At 40.8% G+C, this 20,458-nt stretch carries 19 protein-coding genes and 1 riboswitch; of the genes, 7 read left to right on the top strand and 12 right to left on the bottom strand.

What is annotated here, in order from left to right; all coding sequences use genetic code 11:
• Window positions 1-86 precede the first annotated feature (86 nt).
• A complete protein-coding gene (locus NSS70_RS06215; protein WP_311067038.1) occupies window positions 87-824 on the bottom strand; it encodes a hypothetical protein in 738 nt (245 codons plus the stop codon).
• A 146-nt stretch (window positions 825-970) separates the two neighbouring features.
• Here NSS70_RS06215 and NSS70_RS06210 point away from each other — a divergent pair, with 146 nt between their 5' ends.
• Window positions 971-1,153 (top strand): YjzD family protein, encoded by a 183-nt coding sequence (locus NSS70_RS06210; protein ID WP_063387013.1) that lies wholly within the window; start codon window positions 971-973, stop codon window positions 1,151-1,153.
• 1,180 nt (window positions 1,154-2,333) lie between these two features.
• Here the strand turns inward: NSS70_RS06210 and clpB are convergent.
• The 11 genes from clpB to NSS70_RS06155 form a co-directional block, all read right to left on the bottom strand.
• Window positions 2,334-4,973 (bottom strand): ATP-dependent chaperone ClpB, encoded by a 2,640-nt coding sequence (clpB, locus tag NSS70_RS06205; RefSeq protein WP_340881088.1) that lies wholly within the window; start codon window positions 4,971-4,973, stop codon window positions 2,334-2,336.
• A 109-nt stretch (window positions 4,974-5,082) separates the two neighbouring features.
• Complete coding sequence (locus tag NSS70_RS06200) at window positions 5,083-5,262, bottom strand: YjzC family protein (RefSeq protein ID WP_063387015.1); 180 nt, start codon at window positions 5,260-5,262, stop codon at window positions 5,083-5,085.
• Between the two features lie 358 nt (window positions 5,263-5,620).
• On the bottom strand, window positions 5,621-6,541 hold the full coding sequence (gene argF, locus NSS70_RS06195) for an ornithine carbamoyltransferase (protein ID WP_066248375.1): 921 nt from the start codon (window positions 6,539-6,541) through the stop codon (window positions 5,621-5,623).
• Window positions 6,538-9,615: a carbamoyl phosphate synthase large subunit gene (locus NSS70_RS06190; RefSeq protein ID WP_340881086.1), complete on the bottom strand. Its 3,078-nt coding sequence runs from the start codon at window positions 9,613-9,615 to the stop codon at window positions 6,538-6,540. Before NSS70_RS06190 ends, argF begins: the two co-directional genes overlap by 4 nt.
• Entirely contained in the window at window positions 9,608-10,672 is a 1,065-nt protein-coding gene (locus NSS70_RS06185) for a carbamoyl phosphate synthase small subunit (RefSeq protein WP_063387018.1), read from the bottom strand. The genes NSS70_RS06190 and NSS70_RS06185 overlap by 8 nt, the downstream gene beginning before the upstream one ends.
• A 57-nt stretch (window positions 10,673-10,729) precedes the next feature.
• Window positions 10,730-11,887 carry an acetylornithine transaminase gene (locus NSS70_RS06180; protein ID WP_066248379.1) on the bottom strand — a complete coding sequence of 386 codons (1,158 nt, stop codon included), beginning with the start codon at window positions 11,885-11,887 and terminating at the stop codon, window positions 10,730-10,732.
• On the bottom strand, window positions 11,884-12,696 hold the full coding sequence (gene argB / locus NSS70_RS06175) for an acetylglutamate kinase (RefSeq protein ID WP_232515496.1): 813 nt from the start codon (window positions 12,694-12,696) through the stop codon (window positions 11,884-11,886). The genes NSS70_RS06180 and argB overlap by 4 nt, the downstream gene beginning before the upstream one ends.
• On the bottom strand, window positions 12,659-13,879 hold the full coding sequence (gene argJ, locus NSS70_RS06170) for a bifunctional ornithine acetyltransferase/N-acetylglutamate synthase (protein WP_063387020.1): 1,221 nt from the start codon (window positions 13,877-13,879) through the stop codon (window positions 12,659-12,661). The genes argB and argJ overlap by 38 nt, the downstream gene beginning before the upstream one ends.
• A gap of 18 nt (window positions 13,880-13,897) precedes the next feature.
• Window positions 13,898-14,935 (bottom strand): N-acetyl-gamma-glutamyl-phosphate reductase, encoded by a 1,038-nt coding sequence (argC, locus tag NSS70_RS06165; protein WP_340881085.1) that lies wholly within the window; start codon window positions 14,933-14,935, stop codon window positions 13,898-13,900.
• A 329-nt stretch (window positions 14,936-15,264) separates the two neighbouring features.
• Complete coding sequence (locus tag NSS70_RS06160; RefSeq protein WP_063387022.1) at window positions 15,265-15,573, bottom strand: metal-sulfur cluster assembly factor; 309 nt, start codon at window positions 15,571-15,573, stop codon at window positions 15,265-15,267.
• Between the two features lie 66 nt (window positions 15,574-15,639).
• Window positions 15,640-16,389, bottom strand: coding sequence for an alpha/beta fold hydrolase (locus tag NSS70_RS06155; protein WP_066248429.1), 750 nt, complete (start codon window positions 16,387-16,389; stop codon window positions 15,640-15,642).
• Window positions 16,390-16,518: 129 nt separating this feature from the next.
• Here NSS70_RS06155 and NSS70_RS06150 point away from each other — a divergent pair, with 129 nt between their 5' ends.
• From NSS70_RS06150 to NSS70_RS06125, 6 genes are all read left to right on the top strand, one after another.
• A complete protein-coding gene (locus tag NSS70_RS06150) occupies window positions 16,519-17,328 on the top strand; it encodes a Cof-type HAD-IIB family hydrolase (protein ID WP_066248385.1) in 810 nt (269 codons plus the stop codon).
• A gap of 132 nt (window positions 17,329-17,460) precedes the next feature.
• Window positions 17,461-17,601, top strand: a complete 141-nt coding sequence (locus tag NSS70_RS06145) for a hypothetical protein (RefSeq protein WP_063387024.1) — start codon at window positions 17,461-17,463, stop codon at window positions 17,599-17,601.
• Between the two features lie 315 nt (window positions 17,602-17,916).
• A complete protein-coding gene (locus NSS70_RS06140; RefSeq protein WP_063387026.1) occupies window positions 17,917-18,795 on the top strand; it encodes a DegV family protein in 879 nt (292 codons plus the stop codon).
• A gap of 31 nt (window positions 18,796-18,826) precedes the next feature.
• Window positions 18,827-18,958 carry a DUF3941 domain-containing protein gene (locus NSS70_RS06135; RefSeq protein ID WP_082829462.1) on the top strand — a complete coding sequence of 44 codons (132 nt, stop codon included), beginning with the start codon at window positions 18,827-18,829 and terminating at the stop codon, window positions 18,956-18,958.
• 343 nt (window positions 18,959-19,301) lie between these two features.
• Window positions 19,302-19,580 (top strand): HPr family phosphocarrier protein, encoded by a 279-nt coding sequence (locus NSS70_RS06130; RefSeq protein WP_339194709.1) that lies wholly within the window; start codon window positions 19,302-19,304, stop codon window positions 19,578-19,580.
• 161 nt (window positions 19,581-19,741) lie between these two features.
• Window positions 19,742-20,233 (top strand): YajQ family cyclic di-GMP-binding protein, encoded by a 492-nt coding sequence (locus NSS70_RS06125; RefSeq protein ID WP_063387028.1) that lies wholly within the window; start codon window positions 19,742-19,744, stop codon window positions 20,231-20,233.
• 102 nt (window positions 20,234-20,335) lie between these two features.
• Window positions 20,336-20,457: riboswitch (SAM riboswitch) on the top strand.
• Window position 20,458: the final 1 nt, after the last annotated feature.

Below are 20,458 nucleotides of genomic sequence, written 5' to 3'. Positions count from 1 at the left end.
AGAGATTAGTCCAATGCCCTTTTCAAACAAAAAGGGGGCAGCCTGCTCACTTATTGAGCATTTTCGCCCAGTCCTCAATTCCTTTTCTATAAGATTCTTTCATGCTCTTTGTAAAAACTTCTTATCATATCATGGATCCGATTTATATTTTCCTGGAAATAAAATGTGAATTGAATTGGAGCTTTCAGCTGCTTTCTCCATTCCTCATATTTTTTTCCATGAATTTTATAGGAATAGCTTCCCCCGTTCATTTTCTGCCAGATGCCTACAGGTATTTTTGATACAAAGTCTTGTATACGGACAAAGGGATAATGGGTGACAGCTTTTTCATCTAATTGGTAAGCTTTTGATAGTTCTTTTATCATTTGTTTGTAAAAAAATTTATTCTTTTTCTCTTCCGCTATTTGGGCTTTTATGTCCAAACAAGGATTGATCATCACCGATGAACGGATGGAATTTGGCATCTCTTCCATCAACTGCAGCGCAACGAGTGCTCCTATACCTTCAGACAGTATATGGATTTTTTTATTTAAAATTTCTTGTTTCATGACAAGATGATAAAGCTGTTTTGCCAACAAAACGGCGTGAGAGCTGCCCCAATGGCGTCCGTAAAGATTGGAATGAAACAATGTATATCCGCAGCTTTTTAACGTATTGATCAGCTGACGCCGCCCGTAATGCTCCAACCAGTAGCTTGAACCATTTTCAACAAAATGGGTTCGATCGCCAATGATCAAGATGCCGAATCCGTTCGGCTTTTCCGGAAGATGAATGACATTCCACTCGTTTTCAATTTGAAAAAATCTTTCCGAAACACCTTCCATTTGCCCACCACCTTTCCATCGATGACCTTTTATAATGTATGTACGAAATGTCAAAAAGGCTCGCAAAAAAATCGCGAAACAACCGTTTTCATGAAAAATGTTGTATGATAATATAAGTAAAGACAGGAATAAACGAGGTGAAGATAATGAGATATTTCGCAACATTTTTTTGGACGTTTTTGCTTGTCAACATGGCCAGCTATGTTGTTTCTTCCATGACAGGCTCTGCATTCCATTTTTCAACAGCAATTATAATCTCTGTTGTTTTTACCGTACTTCTCTTTATAATTGGGGAGTTAATTCCGGCTGAACCTTCAGAAGAGCATTAAGAATTTGTCGAAATTGGCGAATTGCCAATTTCTTTTTATTTAAAACGAAAATCAGCGATTAGATGCCTGCTGCTATCGGCGAAGCCTCACTTGTTACGCCATAATATAGACAAATTCAAAAAAAGGGGATAGTCTAATAAGTCATTTTTGGGCTTAAGACATCCCCTGTGATTTTTTGTTTTCAATGGAGATTTGTCTTTGGACAGACCCTTACCAGTTAACATATACGTCAGTATAATTAAGATTTCAGCCTAGCAAATTTACATGAAGCTGTTACGTATACGTCAGCACAACTAAGATTGGCGGAAAAACTTATAAATCACTACACTTTTCCAATTATAGTTTTCTAGTCTTTTAGGCAGAATCAGGCTTGCTTAGCTGTGCAATCTCCCCATGAAACTAGCCTGATAGGAATCTCGCCCTGTTTTTAGTCTCCGAATCAGATTCCCCGCCACCAGGACACAGTTTCCTATGTCTACATGGTCCGCACAATCGAGTAGGAGGGAGCGATTAACTCCCGTCCTCTCACACCACCGTACGTACGGTTCCGTATACGGCGGTTCAATTAAGATAATTGACGCAAGTCTTTATAACTTCCGTGAATAGCTGTTCTCTTTATGCCAGTGGTCACTCCACCCTCCAAGAGATCTCCCACGGGATTCACCGCTTCCTCCCTCAAGTGAGGTACTACGTTTTCTGTGTTCATCATGACTCACTGAATGCCAAGGGCTATTCTCTCTTAATTGTTCGGTCCTTCTTAGTTGTTCTAGACCAACTAATACTATGACCTCTGCTGACTTCTGACTGTTCAGCTATCTATCACTAGATAGGTTACCAAGGTTACTTGGCGTGCCAGCCAGACCTCCCCGGGTAAGAGTGTAATCTTTCCTTCCATCCATCTGCTTCATTTACTCTGTATCACCTTCGGCAGAAAGGGCTTTGTTTTGTCTTGCAAACTCACCCAGTGATACCTAGCCTCATATGAAGTTCGTGTTCCTCAGACCGGAAGTTTGCCGCTCGCTTCCTTCAGATTCCGCGTCACCACGGACACCCTTGCGTTAAGCTAACTGCTACTTCTGCCTTCGCAGCTCGGGACTTTCACCCTATAGATTACACCCATGCCGGGCGCACAAAAAAAGAACCCTCCTCGATTGAGAAGGGTTTTAATATCCATTTATAGCTATTCTAATTTTGCTGCTCCGCTCTTCTCATGAGCATGCAAATCCGTTTTTATAACAATTTCTTCATTTTCTACCCCTAACAGAACTTGGTCACGATCATGAACGGTTCCAGCAATAACCGCTTTCGCAAGTTTTGTCTCTACATGCTTTTGAATAAACCGTTTCAGCGGCCGTGCGCCAAATACAGGATCAAATCCTCTTTTTGCAATGAATTCCTTCGCTTCATCTGTAATCTTTAGTGTAAGTTGTTTATGGGATAGGCGCGCTTGAAGCTCTTTTAAAAGTTTTTCTACTATTCCTTTTACTTCGTTCATTGTTAAAGGCTTGAACAGGATCGTGTCATCAATCCGGTTTAAAAATTCTGGCCGGAAATGCATGGAGAGCTCATCAAGAACTTTCTTTTTCGCTTCGTCTGTTATTTCCCCCTCATCATTTAAACCGGAGAGCAAATGCTGAGAACCGATGTTGGATGTCATAATGATCACTGTATTTTTAAAATCAACTGTTCTTCCTTTCGAATCGGTCACCCTGCCGTCATCAAGCATTTGCAGCAATATGTTAAACACTTCTGGGTGAGCCTTTTCGATTTCGTCCAGTAATATAACCGAGTACGGATGTCTCCGAACTTTTTCCGTCAGCTGTCCTCCTTCTTCATATCCGACATAACCCGGAGGTGCGCCGATCAGCCTTGAGACAGAATGTTTTTCCATATACTCCGACATATCAATGCGGACTATTTCGTCCTCGCTGTCAAAAAGCGCTTCTGCCAATGCTTTCGCCAGCTCCGTTTTCCCGACCCCTGTCGGACCTAAAAAGAGGAAGGAGCCGATCGGCCTGTTCGGATCTTTTATGCCTGCCCGCGCACGCAAAACTGCATCCGATACTAATTCAACTGCATCGTCTTGCCCGATGACCCTTTCTTTTAATATTTGTTCAAGCTTCAGAAGCTTTTCTCTTTCCCCTTGTACAAGCTTTGCTACCGGAATGCCAGTCCATCTTGACACAATACCGGCAATTTCCTCTTCTGTTACTTCCTCGCGAAGCATCTTGTTTTCCTCTTTCTGCTTCATTTCTTCTTCCAGCTGTTTGATTTGTTTTTCCAGCGCCGGAATTTTTCCATGGCGCAGCTCAGCCGCTTTGTTTAAATCGTATTCATTTTCAGCATCAGCTAAATCTCTGCGTGCTTTTTCCAGCTCTTCCCTCAAGCTTCTAAGCTGTTGAATACCTTCGACTTCAAGCTGCCATTTCGCCTTCATTTCATTTGCTTTCTCTTTTAAATTTGCAAGTTCCTTTTGCAACTCTTCCAATCTGATTCGGCTGATGTCATCCGTTTCTTTTTTCAATGCAGCCTCTTCAATTTCAAGCTGCATAATCCTTCTCGTCACTTCATCAAGTTCTGTCGGCATTGAATCTATTTCCGTGCGGATCATCGCGCATGCTTCATCGATTAAATCAATCGCTTTATCAGGCAGGAAGCGTTCTGTAATATAGCGGTGCGAGAGCTCACTCGCAGCTACAATCGCCGAATCATGAATTTTGACTCCATGATGGATTTCAAACCGTTCTTTTAGTCCTCGTAAAATAGAAATCGTGTCTTCCACAGACGGTTCGCTCACAAGCACCTGTTGAAAACGCCGCTCAAGCGCCGGATCTTTTTCAATATACTTGCGATGTTCATCAAGTGTCGTTGCTCCTATGCAGTGCAGCTCACCTCTCGCAAGCATCGGCTTTAACATGTTGCCGGCATCCATCGCTCCTTCTGTTTTGCCGGCCCCGACTATTGTGTGCAATTCATCAATAAATAAAATAATCCGTCCATCGCTCTTTTTAATTTCTTGCAAAACAGCTTTTAATCTTTCTTCAAATTCTCCGCGAAACTTGGCTCCCGCAATGAGCGAGCTCATATCTAAAGCAAATATTGTTTTATCTTTTAATCCCTCCGGTACATCTTTTCGTACAATCCGATGGGCTAATCCTTCCACGATCGCTGTTTTTCCAACCCCTGGTTCACCGATTAACACCGGGTTGTTTTTCGTTTTTCTTGATAAAATTCGGATCACGCGCCGAATTTCTTGATCACGGCCAATGACAGGGTCAATTTTTCCTTCTTTCACCTCTTTAACTAAATCACGGCCGTATTTCTCCAATACTTCATAAGTGCTTTCTGGATTAGGTGATGTCACCCGAGCATTCCCCCTTATTTCCTTTAACACTTTCAATATGGCAGCTTTTGTTAAGTGATATTGCTGAAAAAGCTCTCTCACTTCTTTTGAGCTCGATTCGGTAAATGCCAATATAATATGTTCAACTGATAAATAATCATCTTGAAAATCTTTCCTTATTTCGTCCGCTTTTGCAAAAGCTTCTGAAAGAGTACGGGAAATATAAATACTTACCTCACCGTTTCCGTGAACAGATATTTTCGGCTTTTTTTGTAAATACTCGTTGATCGCTGACTCAATTTGTTGTACAGGACATTTAAGCTTTTCTAAAATTCTTGGAAAAATCCCGTCAGACTGCCGCAGAAAAGCAAGTAAAATATGAAATTCATCCACTTCTTGATGTTCATGTTCTTTTGCGATTTTTTGAGCTTCTACCAGACCTTTTTGCAGCTTCTCCGTGAATTGATTTACATCCATACCGAAACGCCCCTATTTTGACTTTTTTTGACCTTTAATTTTATTATAACTTCTTTATAAATCAAGTAAAGCCATTCGTTTTCCGAATGGCTTAGCGTTGTTCGAAATATTACGGCTTGCGCTTATAGGTCCAAACCCGATTATGGTTGGATGTTTCGGGGAATCGATCTCCTGCTTTGAGTTCAACCTTTTTGGGATCGACCACCATCGATCCGGTCTCGCCGACTTCGATGTAAATTCCGTTGTTAGGTGCTTTTTGACCAGGCCTGAATTGACGATTTTGACCCATGAATCATCCCTCCTTGGACATTATTGTTGGCTATCAGAAGATTTTTCATGTATAGACAGAAACACCTTTGATAATTTTCATTATGTGATGTACTTCGAAACTTTACTCAACGCCCAAAATCGAACTCACTGCATATGGCATCCTTTTGAAAAAATCGTTTAAGCGTTCAAGCACCGAATGCTGGATCAAAAGCTCTTTTTACTGTTTCTGCGAGAATCATTATTTACAATTATTCCCAAAATTGTCTCACCTGTCGTTCTTTTTTGTCTGGATATATATGCAGTAGAGTAAAACCTTTCGCCCCGGTTTCAAAAGAAAAAAGCAGGAGATCATCCTGCTTTATCAACGAAAGATCTTGTTAAGCCATAATTTCTTTTAAAATTGCTTTTTGCGCATGAAGGCGGTTTTCGGCCTGCAAAAATACCGCTGATTGGCTTCCGTCCATCACTTCATCTGTCACTTCCAAACCGCGCGCAGCCGGCAGGCAGTGAAGGAAGCTTGCATCTCGTTTTGCTTTTGCCAGCAAGGATTGATTTACTTGAAACGGTTTAAATGCTTTCATTCTTGCTTCTGTTTCTTCTTCCTGTCCCATGCTGACCCAAACGTCCGTATAAATAATATCAGCATCCTGAACCGCTTCGTCTGGATTATGAATTAATTCGACTTTCCCGCCCGTTTCGCCAGCAATTTCTTTCGCCTGTTTCAAAATGCTTTCATTTGGCTCATAGCCTTCTGGGGCTGCGATCGTAAAATGAGCGCCAACTTTTGCGCAGCCAACCATAAGGGAGTGGGCTACATTGTTGCCGTCGCCAACATAAACGACTTTTACGCCTGAAAATTTGCCTTTCAGCTCATAAATTGTCAATAAATCAGCTAACGCTTGGCAAGGATGGTACAAGTCGCACAAACCATTGATGACAGGGACAGTTGCATATTCGGCAAGCTCTTTGACCCGATTGTGGTCAGTTGTGCGGAGAAGAATGGCATCCACATATCGCGACAATACTCTCGCTGTATCAGCGATTGTCTCACCGCGCCCGAGCTGAAGCTCTTTTGAAGAAAGGGCAAGCGCATGTCCCCCTAATTGCAGCATTCCTACTTCAAAGGAGACACGAGTTCGAGTGGATGATTTTTCGAAAATCATCGCCAGCGTTTTCCCATGAAGGACGTTTGATAGCGGATTTTGCTTTAATTTCAATGCTTCCTCGAGCAAATATTGAATTTCTTCTGATGTAAAATCAAGCAGCTTTAAAACGTTACGACCTTTAAGTGTGCTCATAAACTCATTTCGACTCCTTTTTCTGACAGTTCATGTAAAGAAATAGGCGTGTATTTGCTAACTGTTAGTGCACTTAAAAATGCCTGAAATGATGCTTCTTCCGTCAATACCATAATTCCTCGTTCAAGCGCTTTTTGTCGTCTTGCCTTTGCCTGATCGTTTTCTTCCGGATTATAATAAAGCACCGCTTCTTTTTTCTCAAGCCAACTTTCAAAATTATCCGTTACCGGTTTTATATAATCGAGTACATCATCTTTCTTATCTCCATCCACAAAAATACCGTCCGAATGAATTGGAAATAAATGATCGAATACCTTCCGCATCGCTTCCTCCACAGATTTGCCGACACACATTCCTTCGCCCGTCGATTTCATTTCCGGACCTAGTTTCATATCGACATCTGAATGGGCGTGCGTTGAAAATACCGGATATTTAATAGCCACATATTCATGGGCTGCTATTTGAGGATGTAAGTCAGTTAACATTTTTCCGGTTAAAATGGTTGTCGCAAGATCTACTAACGGCACTCCGGCAACTTTGCTGACGATCGGCACAGTCCGGCTCGCACGCGGATTCACTTCCAGCACATAAACGTCCTGACCATCAATTAAAAATTGAATGTTCATAATGCCTTTATATTGCAAATGTTGAACCATTCTTTCCGCATAGTCGGTCATTTTTTCTTTTATTTCTTTTGACAACGACACAGCTGGAAAAATCGCATAACTATCGCCAGAATGAACACCAGCGGGCTCGATATGCTCCATAAATCCCGGAATAAACACATTTTTCCCGTCAGCTATTAAATCAACCTCCGCTTCCTGACCAAAAAGGAATTCATCTAAAAGAAGAGGAAAATGATTTTCGTCCGTCTGCTCCACTAACGAAAGCAGCTCTTCTTGATTTTTTACCTTCACCATGCCTTTTCCGCCAATAACATATGAAGGTCTTAACAGGATCGGATACCGCAGCTTTTTCGCTTCCGATATCGCCTCCTCTTTTGTATGTGCCATTGCTCCTTGAATGTGCGGGATATTCGTTTCGTCTAATAGCTGATAAAATCTTTCTCGATCCTCCAATATGTCCAGAAGCTCAGAAGTTGTACCAAGCAGCTTCACGCCTGCTTTTTCAAGCTTCTCCGCTAAGTTGATCGCCGTCTGGCCGCCAAATTGGACGAGCGTTACGTCAATGTTTTCATTTTCAACAACATTTAATATATGCTCGACTGTTAACGGCTCAAAATATAATCGATCCGCTGTTTCATAATCAGTGCTGACCGTTTCAGGATTATTGTTGATCATGATCGCGTCATATCCAAGCTTTTGCAATGTTTGAATGCAGTGAACAGCACTGTAGTCAAACTCAACTCCCTGTCCGATGCGAATCGGGCCGGAACCAATGACAAGCGCCTTCTTCTTTCCGCTTGTGGAGACAGCTTCGTTTTCACCGAAAACGTACGTAGAATAGAAATAATTTGTTCTCGCTTCAAATTCTGCGGCACATGTATCAACCATTTTGAATATGGCTTTAATCCCCCACTCTTTACGGAGCTTTCGGATTTCTTTTTCTTCTGTCTTTTGCCAATATGAAATCGAACGGTCGGAAAAACCGAAAAATTTCAGTTCTTTTAAAAGGCTTGGAGACAGCTTTTCTTTTTTCGCTTTTCCTTCAAGTTCAATTAGATGGTTGAAAACATGCAAGAAATAATAGTCAATTTTTGTCTGGCTGTGAAGCTCATCTATAGAAACTCCTCTTCTTAACAGCTCCATTAAGATGAAAAAGCGTTCATCATCTGCATGCTGGAGGCGGTTAATAAGAGCTGACGTATCTTCTTTCACAAGCTTAGGCAAATAAATGCCGATATTATTTAATTCCAACGATTCCGTAGCTTTTTGCAGAGCGGCTTCCATCGTCCGTTCGATCGCCATCACTTCGCCGGTTGCTTTCATCTTTGTTCCAAGCTTTCGATCTGCTTTTGTAAATTTATCAAACGGCCAGCGCGGAAATTTGACAACTACATAGTCAAGTGCAGGTTCAAAGCTGGCATATGTCGACATCGTTAACGGGTTCTTCAGCTCCGCTAATGAGTAGCCAACAGCTAGCTTTGCAGCCATTCTGGCAATTGGATAACCGGTCGCTTTCGAAGCAAGTGCGGAAGAGCGACTTACCCTAGGGTTGACCTCAATCACGTAATATTGCTTGCTTTCAGGGTCAAGTGCAAACTGAATGTTGCAGCCCCCGACCACCTTTAATGCATCGATGATTTTCAAAGCCGCCTGCCGGAGCATTTGATATTCTTCATCTGTTAATGTTTGAGATGGGGCAACAACGATCGAATCCCCGGTATGAATTCCGACTGGATCAATGTTTTCCATATTGCAGACGGTAATACAAGTACCTTTTGCATCGCGCATCACTTCATATTCGATTTCCTTAAATCCGGCAATGCTTCTTTCCACAAGCACTTGATTGATTGGGCTCATTTTAAGTCCATTTGTGACAATGGAAATAAACTCTTCTCGGTTGTAGGCGATGCCTCCGCCTTTGCCGCCAAGCGTATAAGCCGGACGAATGATAATCGGAAAACCAATTTCATCAGCAAATTGAAGGGCGGACGGAACATCCTCCACAATTTTGCTTTCCGGGATCGGCTCGTTCAAATCAATCATCAGCTTTCGAAATAGCTCCCGGTCCTCCCCTTTTTGAATCGATTCGATCGAGGTTCCGAGCAGTTTCAAGCCGTATTTTTGCAAAATCCCTGCCTGATCAAGCTCCACAGCTAGATTTAAAGCCGTCTGCCCCCCCAATGTTGCCAAAAGGCCGTCTGGACGTTCTTTTGCAATTATTTTTTCAATGCTTTCCACCGTAAGCGGCTCTGAATAGACCGCATCGGCAATTTTCGTATCGGTCATAATCGTTGCAGGATTGTTGTTAACAAGTACAACTTCAAATCCTTCTTCTTTTAACGCCAAGCATCCCTGTGTCCCAGAATAGTCAAATTCCGCCGCTTGGCCGATAATGATCGGACCTGAACCGATCACTAGTATTTTGTTTAATGATGTATCTTTAGGCATAGACTTTTTCTCTCCCTGCTGCTACATATGTGTCTAAAAATTCATCAAAAATAAAACTAGCATCTTCCGGTCCTGGATGGGCTTCCGGATGAAATTGAACAGACATGACTTTCAATTTTTCATGCTCAAGCCCTTCAACTGAGCCGTCATTGACATTTGTATATCGCAATTTAAGAGGTGTTTTTTCCAAGCTTTTTTTATCCACCACATAGCTGTGGTTTTGTGATGTAATAAATACGTTTCCTGTTTTTTGATCAATTACCGGATGGTTTGCTCCGCGGTGCCCGAATCTGAGCTTTGTTGTATTCCCGCCAAACGACAGGGCAATCAGCTGATTCCCTAAACAAATCCCGAGCGTCGGATATTGCTTCATCAATTGGTTTAATGTAGAAAAATAATTTTTCATTTGCTTTGGATCGCCCGGTCCGTTCGACAGCACGATGCCATGCGGCTTGATTTCAAACACTTTTTCCATTTGATGAAACGGAACGACTGAAACTTTACAGCCTCTTTTCAGCAAAGAATTCAAAATCGATTTTTTAAATCCAAAATCAATTAACGCAATGTGTGTCGCACCATTGCCAAACGTTTCGATTTCGCTTGCAGAAACGTCGCGAATCGGAAAATCGGAGAGCTTATCCTGAGAGTCGTATTGTTTGTCTTTTGAAATGACCGCATGCAATGTCCCTTTTGATCGGATTTGTTTGACAACAGCTCTCGTGTCAACATTTGTTAAATAAGGAATATTCCATTTTTGTAAATAGTCTTTTAATGAACGGTTCGCTTTATAATGGGAATAGTGTTCAGTCAGCTGAAAAAGGATGACCCCTTTCACCTGCGGCTTTTTGCTTTCAAAATCTTGATCATTGATACCGTAATTGCCAATAAGCGGATACGTAAAAACGACGATTTGATCTTTGTAGGAAGGATCTGTCAACACCTCTTGATATCCTGTCATTCCTGTATAAAAAACGAGTTCCCCTTTAACAGGAGACACGATTTCATCCATCTTGCCTTCAAAAACTGTTCCATCTTCTAATACAAGATAACCTTGCATATTGAACACCTCTTTGATGTATATTTATACAACAATTTGCAAGAAAATTCTTCTCTTTTAGGAAGAGAAGATCTTTTCTTTTTTCAAAACAGAAGCAATAATGCCCAGTCCTAAATCAATTTCTTCATTCGAAACAGTGAGCGGAGGAAGAAGCCGTAACACATTGGATCCAGCTGAAAGTGCTAGAAGTCCTTCTTCTCTTAAAGAAGCAAGCACTTTATTGACCTCAATATCCAGCTCAATTCCAAGCAGCAATCCTTTACCCCGCACTTTTTTTACAGTAGGCACATCTCTCAAGAGTTCTGATAGACCTTCGAACAGCCGCTGACCTTTTTCCTGAACGCTTTGCAAAAAGCTTGGCTGAAAAACAGTTTCCAAAGTCGCTTTCGCAGCTGCCATAGCCAAATAATTCCCGCCGAACGTTGAACCGTGTGTTCCCGGTGAAAAACTTTCGATCAATTCTTGTTTTCCGATCATGGCTCCGACAGGAAATCCGCTTCCCAATCCTTTGGCGACAGTGATAATATCCGGAGAAATGCCGTAATGCTGGTAGCCGAATGCTTTTCCGGTGCGTCCGATTCCAGTTTGCACCTCATCGACGATGAATAATGCGCCGATCTCGCTGCACTTTTCTTCTACCGCCTGTAAAAATTCCTTCGTTGCAGGAATAACTCCTCCCTCGCCCTGAACCACTTCCAGCATAAAAGCAGCTATATCCTCATCATGAATGTTTTTCACCGCAGCTGCATCATTGTAAGGAAGATATTCGAACGTAGGAATGAGAGGACCGAACCCTTTATGTACTTTTTCTTGAGCAGTAGCCGTCATAGTCGCAAATGTTCTGCCGTGAAAAGACTGGTAAAATGTAATGATTTTATGTTTGCCGGTATGTTTTCTAGCCAGTTTAATGGCGGCTTCATTCGCTTCGGCACCGCTGTTCGCAAAAAATACGGCATCTCCGCTTGAATGCTCCACCAATTGCTTGGCAACCTCTTCTTGAAGGGGGATATGAAAAAGATTAGAAGTATGCCATACCTTTTGCAGCTGTTCAGTGATGGCATCCGCCACTTGCTTCGGACAATGACCCAGGTTGCATACAGCAATTCCGGAAATAAAATCTAAATATTTTTTTCCGTTTGCATCATATGCATAGCTTCCTTCTGCTTTTTCAATCGCCACATCCCACTTCGCATAGGTTGGAAATAAATAACTCATTTGACCACGACCTCTCGTTTTTTCGTAATTTTCGTCCCGATCATTTTCCCTTCCTTAAAAATACGGTCGTTGCCGCTCACAATCATCACATGCTCAAGCTGATCAGAAAGCGCATCTAAAGCCGCCTGTACTTTCGGAATCATCCCGCCGTAAATAACCTTCTGTTCAATGAGTTTTTCGATCATCGTTTCCGTCGCTTCTTCAATAAGCTTGCCGTCATGTAAAATTCCCGGAACATTTGTCACAAACAGCAGCTGTTCCGCATTTATTTTTTCAGCAATTGCACTAGCAGCCAGATCTGCGTTGATATTTAATTTTTGCCCATTCGCCGTTATGCCGATCGGGGCAATGACTGGAACATAGTCAAGAATTAGCAGCGAACGCAATAGTTCATCATTAATCTGCTCGACTTTGCCGACAAAGCCAAGATTTTCTTCATCTAAAAATGACGAGACAATTAGCTGACCATCAGTGCCTGAAAGGCCGATCGCTTTCACATTTTTTTGTGTCAACAGAGCCGTAAGCTGTTTGTTAATTTTTCCTGAAAGAACCATTTCTGCAATTTCAAGCACTTCTTTTGTCGTTTTACGCATGCCGTTGTAAAACTCGCTTTTTACATTTAATTTTGTCAACATATTGTTAATGTCCGGTCCTCCACCGTGGACGATAATGACCCGTTTCGTAGTTAACAGTTCTTTTATGCTGTCTAAAAAGCTTTCTGACAGCTGTTCCAGCATGCTGCCGCCAAGCTTAATGACAACAATCGGTTTATCATGTCCGGTAACTTGCATTGATTTTGACATACTCATATGTTAAATCACATCCCCATGCTTTTCCTTGTGCTTCACCATTATTTAACATTACCTTGATTTCTACGATTTCCTGATCCAAATATTGGATCGCTTCTTGTTCCGAAAATGAAACTGGCAATCCGTTTTTAAATAATAAGATATGGCCGAGATACACTTCCATTTGATTCGGATCGAATTCCGCTCCGCTGTAGCCGGCGGCGCACAAGATTCTTCCCCAGTTCGCATCTTTTCCATATATTGCAGTTTTGACGAGGGAGGATCCGACAATCGTCTTGGCAATGATGTTCGCTTCCTGCTTTGATTTAGCCCCATTAACAGAAACTTCAATCAATTTTGTCGCACCTTCACCGTCTCTGGCAATTTGCTTTGCTAAATCTTCGCTTACTTTTCTCAACGCCTCTTTAAAAACAGGCCAATCTGGATGCTCTTCCGTCAGCATTGAGTGTTCAGCTTTTCCGTTTGCTAAAACAAGCACCATATCATTTGTTGATGTATCGCCGTCAACGGTTATTTGATTAAACGTTTCATCGATAACTTCCCGGAAAGCTTGCTGCAGCGATTTTTCATCGATATTCGCATCTGTCGTCAAAAACCCGAGCATTGTCGCCATGTTGGGATGAATCATCCCCGATCCTTTTGCTGCTCCGCCGATGGTCACCTGTTTTCCCTCGATTTCAAATTGATAGCAGGCAGTCTTTTCACACGTATCTGTTGTCAAAATAGCCTCGGCAAAGCTTTTGGCTCCTGCTGATGAACGTTCATATTCAATATTGTTGATCCCCTCTTGGACTTTTTCCATGTTTAAATATTCGCCAATTACTCCTGTTGAAGCGACAGCCACAAGATGATCTGCAATTCCAAGCTTTTCAGCCGTCCATTTCCGCATTGCGTATGCATCGCTTAAACCTTTTTCGCCTGTACAGGCATTGGCGTTGCCGCTGTTGACAATCACCGCTTGAATTTTGTTTTCCTTTGCAATGCTCTCTTTTGTCACAAAAATTGGGGCAGCTTGCACAACGTTTTGTGTGTAAACAGCTGCAGCTGTTGCTGAAACGTCACTATAAATGATGCCGATGTCTTTTTTATGAGTGTAGCGGATGTGCGCTTCATAGCCGCCTGCATAAAAGCCTTTCGGTGTTGTAATTGAACCGTTGTCTATTTTTCTTATTTTGGTTGTCACTAGAAGTCCTCCTTGATGTTATGGATATACTGGCAAAAAGTTTAGTCCTTCATTTTCTTGGAATCCTGACATAATGTTGAAATTTTGCACTGCCTGCCCTGCAGCGCCTTTCATCAAATTGTCAATGACAGATACGACTGTCAACCGACTTGTTCTTTGATCAAATGCAAGACCGATATCGCAATAATTCGAGCCGTACACTTCCTTTGTGCTTGGGAACGTTCCGTTTGTACGCACTCTCACAAATGGTGAATGTTTATAAAACGATTCATATAAATCTACTAATTTTGAAGTATTCCATTCTTCTAATAATTCAATATACATTGTCGCCATAATCCCTCTTGTCATCGGCACTAAGTGGGTGCTGAACGAAATGAAGCCGACTTTCTCGTCCCACTTATGAAGCTCCTGTTCAATTTCCGGTATGTGCTGATGCTGATGTACTTTATAAATTTTGAAATTATCTTGTATTTCAACAAAGCTTGTAGCAAGTGACGCGTTTCGACCTGCACCTGAAACACCCGATTTTGCATCAACAATGATCGAGTTCTCTTTGACGATTTTTTCCCGCACAAGCGGTGCTAGGCCAAGCAAGGTTGCAGTTGGATAGCATCCAGGATTCGCCAAAATTTTAGCGTTCTTAATATCCTCACGATACAGCTCTGTCAAGCCGTATACCGCTTCCTGCAAAAGCATTTCAGGCGCTGGTGCTTTTTTATACCATTTTTCATAATCATTACTGTTTTTTAACCTTAAATCGCCTGATAAGTCGATGATTTTCAATTGATCGTCAAGCAATTCCGGCGTCAGTGAAGCCGATATCCCCGACGGCGTCGCAAGAAAAACAACATCATTTTCTTCTTTTATTTGATCCGGCTCTAGCGGTTTTAGTTCATTTTCTTTTATATGGGATAAATGCGGATATTCGTCAATATAGCTCTTTTTTTCTGCTGAAGATGTATATAAATGAATGTTTTCGACATACCGATGATTGGCTAAAATTCGATAAAGTTCCACACCGCCATATCCTGTTGCCCCGATAATTCCTATATTCAACCTCAATCACCTTCAATTCATTCCGTTAAATTAGTTACCATTATAATACTGTATAAAAATAAAATCAATTGTATATTTATAATTTTTCTGTTCAAAAACAAGGATTCTTAATGTAGTAGAGAGCAGGGAATCCCTTGCAAATTATCCGGATATGCCATGCTGAAGAAAAAATGCAAATTATGTTTCGGGATAAAAGCTCCATTATGGTGAGAGATAAACAAAAGAAGCAATAAAGACGAAAATAAAAACATAATGACACTTGCAGCCAAATTGATAAAACATTTGCATAATAAAAAAGACTGGCCTTTTCCGCCAGTCTGCATAAGTTTTTATTGAATACCCAAGGCAATTTTTGCGTATCTGGACATGCGGTCCTTCGTCCAAGGTGGATTCCAAACGATGTTGACATCGACATCTTTGATTTCTGGAATTCCGTCAAGCGCAGCTTTTACTTGTTGAACAATTGTTCCAGCAAGGGGGCATCCCATTGCCGTCAATGTCATAGTTACTTTGAGGACTCCTTCATCGTTCAGTTCCAAATCATATATTAATCCTAAATTGACAATGTCAATGCCGAGTTCTGGGTCAATAACTTGTTCAAGAGCACCCATTATATTTTCCTTCAGCGCTTCATCCATTTCGATCCACTCCTCTTATATTCGTTAATTACATTATATCGAAGTTAATGTCACATTAAAAATTTTCTACCTCAAATGCCGTACAAACCATTCAACCGTTTCTAGCACCCCTTTTCGAGACACCTTATGCCCTGCATCCTTTTCCGCAATAAATGCCAAATGTTCCGGATTGTCAGCATACAACGGCTTTATCTCTTCATAAAATTGATAAGTAGGAGCGAATGGTACAACTTGATCCTTCATCCCGTGCCAAAACAAAAGGGGGCGGTTGCATAACGCTTCTTTATGTACGGATAAATCATACTCATACAACGCATCGAATTGCTGCTGAATTTCTTCTTCAGACAACGGAAAGGTATAGCCTGCTTTTTGATAGGAGTCCACAAGATATTTGAAAAATTCCTGATAATTTGGGCTGCCCATTAAACTGACAGCAGCTTTGATCCACGGATATTGAGTGAGCGCTCCAAGTGTAGCAACACCGCCCATGGAAGTTCCCGCTACCCCTATATTTTTCCCGTCAATCAATTCTTTTTCAAAAAAATAATTTTTTATTTTTTCGAGCTCTTTAACAGAACTGATAACAATATTCCAAAAATTTAAATTTAAGTCAGCCTCTGAAAGATTCTCATCCCTCTCTCCGTGAAATTTCGCATCAGGCAATACTACTCGTAAACCTTTTTCCGCCAAAAGATAGGCAATGTGCAAATTATGCTCTTTTGCGCTCGTAAATCCATGGATAAACACAACAAGTGGCAGCTCATCTTTTATAAAATCTTCTTTGCATACATGCAGTACAGGGATATTGTCCGCCATCGTATGCTCAACAATGACCTTCAATTAGGATGCTCCTTTCATTATTTTTTTGCTAAAATTAGTTTAACATGTGGACAAAAAAGATGGAAAAAAGATACACTAAATAAAAACAAAAAATGAGGAGAGATTATGGCCAAAAAACATTTAATCGCATTGGATTTAGACGGCACATTGCTGAAAGATGACAAAACGATTTCTCCTTTTACAAAAAATGTTTTGCAAAAAGCACAAGAAGAAGGGCATATCATATGCATTTCAACAGGAAGGCCGTTCCGCTCGAGCAAAATGTATTACGAAGAATTAAATTTAAAAACCCCGATTGTCAATTTTAACGGAGCCTTTGTCCATCATCCGCTGGATGAATCCTGGGGATTTCATCATACAACCCTTGATGTATCTGTTGTAAAAGAGATTGTAGAAATCGCCGAACAGCATCAAGTCCATAACATTTTAGCAGAAGTGCTTGATCATGTTTATTTTCATTACCATAATGAACAATGGTTGGATATTTTCAGTATAGGAAATCCGAAAATTGAAATCGGCAACTTAAAAGCTGTTTTAAATCGCGATGTCACAAGCATGTTAATCCATTCAGACGAAGAAAATGTCAAGCGGATTCGCCATTATTTAAATGAAGTTCATGCGGAAGTTGTAGACCACAGAAGCTGGGCTCACCCGTGGCATGTTATTGAAATTATCCGAGCAGGCATTAATAAAGCAGTCGGATTGCAAAAAATCGCCGAATTTTACAATATCCCTCGAGAGCAAATTATCGCTTTTGGCGACGAAGACAATGATTTGGAAATGATCGAATATGCGGGATTAGGCGTTGCAATGGGAAACGGAATTGAGCCGCTCAAAGAGATTGCTGATGAAATTACGCTGACAAATGAAGAAGACGGAGTTGCAAAATTTTTAAAGGAATTGCTGTCCCTTTAATCTTTGCAAAAGTCCAAAAGTTCGATTATCTTTTTACACCTCACAACAATTGACAAGGATTTAGATGTTTAAAAAGGGATACCCTATAATTGACGAACTCATTTCGTCAATGATCAAAAGGGGGATTCCAACTTGGGCAAACGGAATAAATCGAAACGATTCATTGAGCAAGGAAAAGGTGCTGTCAAAAAACATGATGAAAAGTTTCCATACCGTATGACGTTTGCCGAATCAGAAGCAAGAGTCAATAACGAAGCAAGCTTCGAAGGATAATGCCCTTCCGTTCATTTTCGAATCCTTTTAAGGGCTGATTTTATAATGAACAGATCGAATTTGAACAGACCAATCTTTGTACAGCATCTGCATCGAGAAAAAATCGAGCAGGCATAACACCATCCAGAATGCCGATTGTACGGCACATTTTGAACAAGGAATAAATATGAAATGGACGAAACGAGCTCCTCTTGTTTCGTCCATTTTTTCTTTTTTTGTCCTTCTTTTTTAAATTTTCAGTTTGCACAAATTGTATTGTTTTCTATTTGTGATCAAGATAGACTATATGTAAATGAAAAAAAGTAGGTGTGATTAATGAATATTCACATTATCGCTGATAGTGCTTGTGATCTGCCTGTCTCTTTTTTAAACGATCAAGGCGTTTCTTTCATCCCTCTTCGTGTCCACCTTGGCGAGAAGGACTATGAGGATCAATTGACAATCAAACCAAAAGAAGTTTACGACTATATGAGAGCTGGAAACGTTGCTAAAACATCACAAGCATCACCGGAAACAATCACCAATCAATTTGAAAAGCTGGCGAAAGACAATCAGCCGGCGCTGTATATTGCCTTTTCTTCCGAATTGTCCGGTACATATCAAACTGCCGTTATGGTTCAGCAGCAATTGCTTGAAAAATATCCGAATTGGAAACTGCAAATTATCGATTCGAAATGTGCTTCACTTGGGTATGGACTTGCTGTCCGCTACACCATTCAATTAGCAAAACAAGGACTTGATTTAGAACAAATGGCAAATGCAGTAAAAGAGTATTGCAGTCATATGGAGCACATTTTTACAGTTGATCGCCTGGAATATTTGGCTCGCGGCGGGAGAATCAGCAAAACATCTGCGTTTGTTGGCGGACTGCTTAATATCAAGCCGCTTTTGCATGTCGAAGAAGGAAAGCTGATCCCGCTGGAAAAAATCCGCGGGAAAAAGAAGCTTTACCGGAGAATTCTTGAGCTGATGGAAGAGCGTGGAGACGGATTGAGTGAACAGACAATCGCCATCAGCCATGGTGATGATGAAGAAGCAGCTCTCGAATTAAAACAATTAATTGAAGAAACGTTTCATCCAAAAGAAATTATCATCCATACGATCGGTGCTGTCATTGGTGCACACTCTGGCCCCGGCACCCTTGCTGTATTTTTTCTAAATAAACATATTCAAGAAGCTTCATGGAAATCATAAGTATATAACAGTATGGAAAGGAGCTTCCTGAATGTCCAAAACAAGCGATAATGATAAAAAAGCTGTAGACAACAATGCAAAACGACACGAAAAAAATCTATTGAAGGAAAAAAATCGAGAGCTTGGAAAACGGCAATACTCAAAGAAAACGGATCATTTATAATGCCCGCCTGTCGGGCTTTTTCTTTTTTTGAAATATCTCTAAAGGCGAGTCTTCCACCTCTTCTATCCGGACGTTCTGAAAGAAAAAGACGCTTTCTTATCTTACAGTATGCATCTTTTCTCTAGCTTTTGTTTTCATTTTTGTCTAATAAAACATGGGGCGGGGCAATAACTTTCAATTTGATTAGACCATTCATTTCATTAAAAAACAGAGAAATCCAGAACGTTTCCATATTCGAAAGCGGAGGTCATTTTTTTATATGTAAGAGGAAATGACAAACATGTGGGAATCTATCCTTTATTAATGTAAGATATTGTAAAATAAGTATACAAGAGGTGGCACAATGAAGAAACATGAAATTTCCGTGTATCTTACAAAAGAGATGGAGCCGGAATATGTCATTTCCCTTGTCCATGAAGCGATTAAATTTAACAGCTACATTTTATTCCAAACAAAAAAGCTCCAATTAAATGCGAAAAGCGTTTTAAGCATGCTCGGTTTTTCCGCCTTTTTAGAAGGTCATGTAGTCATCAGCGCTGAAGGAGAAGATTCGCTCGAAGCAGTAAAAAACTTACAAAACTTTCTTTCCCCTAAATGTTCCAAAGCGACATCTTTAGCATAATTTTATTTAAGCGCACTTAAACTTCTGCCAGCTATTATTTTCCTTACCGTTGCTTTAAGTAACGGTTTTTTCATTTAATTTGCGAGGAACCCCTAAAAGAGTTGTTCAACTGAACGACATTCACTATAATGAATGTAAATAACGTTATTGGAGGTAAAAAGTTGGCTAAGGAGAATTCATTTGACATCGTCTCAAAAGTGGATATTGCCGAAGTGAACAATTCCATTCAAATGGCGAAAAAAGAAATTGTAAACAGATATGATTTCAAAGGATCTAAAAGCGATATATCCCTAGAAAAAGATGAGCTTGTGCTAATCTCTGACGATGAATATAAGCTGAATCAACTAAAAGATGTATTAGTAAGCAAAATGATTAAACGCGGTGTCGCAACCAAGAATATTCAGTACGGGAAAATCGAAAAGGCTTCAGGAGGCACTGTCAGACAAAGAGCCAAACTTGTCAACGGAATTGACAAAGAAAACGGGAAAAAGATCAATGCGCTGATCAAAAATACCGGGCTAAAAGTAAAAAGCCAAATTCAAGACGACCAAGTCCGGGTAAGCGGCAAAAGCAAGGACGATTTGCAAAAAGTGATTGCAGCTGTGAAAAGCGCCGACTTGCCGATCGACGTACAATTTATTAATTTTCGCTAGCATTTGCCCTGTTCACAAAATTGAAATTTTATATTGATTATTTTGATAAAATTCGTTAAATTAGGATTAATCCGTTGTTTTAAAATTTCATACGGTAAAGCGTTCTTATCAAGAGAAGCGGAGGGACTGGCCCGATGAACCTTCAGCAACCGGATTACCCAAAAACTTTGGGTACCAAGGTGCTAAATCCAGCGATGCGTAAATTTGCGCTCGGAAGATAAGAAG

Source organism: Aeribacillus sp. FSL K6-2848, assembly GCF_038004325.1.
Lineage (GTDB): Bacteria > Bacillota > Bacilli > Bacillales > Aeribacillaceae > Aeribacillus > Aeribacillus composti.
The sequence above is the reverse complement of the archived record's forward strand: the minus strand, read 5'-3'. Positions and strand labels throughout refer to the sequence as shown.